The 2,279-nt window shown below is 52.2% G+C and carries 2 protein-coding genes; both read right to left on the bottom strand.

Annotated elements, in window-relative coordinates:
- Window positions 1–64: 64 nt before the first annotated feature.
- Window positions 65–427, bottom strand: coding sequence for a DUF2806 domain-containing protein (locus FBQ85_29420; protein MDL1879252.1), 363 nt, complete (start codon window positions 425–427; stop codon window positions 65–67).
- Between the two features lie 278 nt (window positions 428–705).
- A complete protein-coding gene (locus FBQ85_29415) occupies window positions 706–1,854 on the bottom strand; it encodes a hypothetical protein (GenBank protein MDL1879251.1) in 1,149 nt (382 codons plus the stop codon).
- Window positions 1,855–2,279: the final 425 nt, after the last annotated feature.

Raw genomic sequence — 2,279 nt, 5'->3', positions numbered from 1 at the left:
CTGCGATTCTTTGACATGTTCGTGCTCCCTTGGGGTTGGACCAATATAACCGTTCAGGTATTCCTTAGCAAGAGTGTCCAACTTTAGGGGTGCACTTCACTGTCCAATCTTCATCAACTGGTTTATTATCGACTTTACTTGGAAGAAACAGCGCCGCCTTACCAATGATCTGTTCCAAATTTTTCTGTCGACGATTCTCTATATGGTCCAATCTTAAACGCGTTCTTAATTCAATCTCTTTAACTGTAGCGTTGGCTTCCGCCAAAATTATGGAAGCGTCACCGTGCGCTTTCGCTTCTCTGCGAATTTGCTCTGGTTTATAGATGACACCTATCGCATTGGCCACTATTTCAAGTAGCTTTGTGAGCGGCTGTGTAAGGTTTTCTAGTATAGACAAGTTGTGTTCCTCATTTACATTTTTTATGATCTGTCGACACGACTAACAACCTTACGAACCTGCCTAGCAACCGCATTTCCCAGCGCTCCAATGGTAGCCATTTGTTTTCATCATTAGAAATTTCTAAAAAATGTTTCTCAAATAGACATTTTTCAAGCCCCAAAGTGGCCAACATTGAAAACTTCTCGACAGCTTTGCATCACGTTTTTTTCGTTATTGGACAATCAGCTTCATCTTGGGTACGGTGTATCTTGCATGCAAATCCCAACGCGCGCCATCACCAACGTCTGACTGCGCCGATTATAACCTCAATGCACCCTCCCCACCCACTCCGCATACACAAACTTCGGCGACATTTTTTCCGTGTGGCAACGCACGCATGTTGCTTCTGTGGCTTTGGCGAAACTCAACGCCGTGCTGCGGGTGCGCACGTGAAAACCACCGCGGCCGTGGCAGGACTCGCATCCGACATTCGTCAGATGCGCGGTCGCGGCGGTTTGGTTGTAACCGGTTTCTTCTCCAAAACCCACAGTGTGGCAGCTCAGGCATTCGGCGTTCGCCTGCTCGTTCTTGGCAACGAGCGTGGCGAACGCGTGGGCGTGCAGGGTTTCCTGCCATTTGCCGAAGATTTCTTCATGACAATCCTGGCAAGCCGAGCTGCCCACGAAAGGGTTTAGCAAAGCCGCTCCATTTCCGCCCGATTGGCTCGGGCTGGGTTTGGCCGGCTTCGTTTGCGGGGCGCGGCCCGCCGCGCGATAGCTCTCCAAAATCGGCGCAGCCTTGGGCGAGTCCGCAATTTTATCATTCAATATAATCTGCTGGAAACTCGCGGCCTCGCGTTCTCCGCCGGCCTGCTTTTCGACTTTGATCAGCCCGATTTCCCGGCCGCGATCGCCGCCACTCACCACCAACGCGTCGCCGACATTCTCAATCAAGCGAATCGGTTGATGGTTGCCCTGCGTCAACAACCAAACATCCACTTCGGGAAATTTCTTATTGATCACCGACAACTCTTCTTCCGGGCCAAGATATACCACGGCTTTGAATTCGACCTTCTTGTCGGCAAGCTGCTTGAGCTGCTCGCGCAAAAATGCTTCATTGCCGCTCATCGAGGCATTCGCCTCGCGATTGAAACCCGGCGAGATGAGACTGATCACGCCCAACTCAAATCCCGGCCGTTTGATGATCTTCACCGGCGGCAATTTCATTTTGGTTTTGCTTTCCACCAGGCTGCTGAAGAGCATGTCTTTGGCATTGCTCTGGCCCGCAACCTCCGCGAGATTGGGCGTGAGATCGTTTTGTCCGAGCGTCACGGCATCATAGCCGAGTTGTTTCAAAACTTTCAACTGCTCGCCGGCTTTCCAGGCCGAAGGGCCGCTCGCCGCTTCGCCAAAATTGCCGCCCTCGAGCACAATCAAATCCGGATGCGCTGTGCGCAAACTGTCCAACAACGTCATTCGCTTGGCAAGACCGCCACGCCGGCTGCCGCTTCAGCCACAGGGATCGACGTAGCCAATCGAGCTGCTGGTATACACCAGGTTAAGTGTAACCTTGCCAGCGTCTTGCGCCGCCGCGGCGCCCGCCAGCAACCACCATGCGCCCGCCAGCAAGAAGCTGAGCGTGCTCACATGGCTTGATTTTTTTTGCATAATGACCCTCGCATATATTTAAACAGGTTAACAGGAATTATCCGTTTGCAATCAGGATTTCATGCTTGCATCTTGGCGACTCGTCGTCTATATTCGGCCTTCTCAAGTCGTTTTGATCTTACGCCCACTTTGGCACCCTTCGACAAGCTCAGGGTGCGGGTTATCATCAAAGGCTGAGCTTGTCGCCGCACCCTGAGCCTGTCGAAGTCTGACCGCTACCCTTCGACAAGCTC

Source organism: Cytophagia bacterium CHB2 (genome assembly GCA_030263535.1).
Lineage (GTDB): Bacteria > Zhuqueibacterota > Zhuqueibacteria > Zhuqueibacterales > Zhuqueibacteraceae > Coneutiohabitans.
This window is presented reverse-complemented; position numbering and strand designations above follow the sequence as displayed.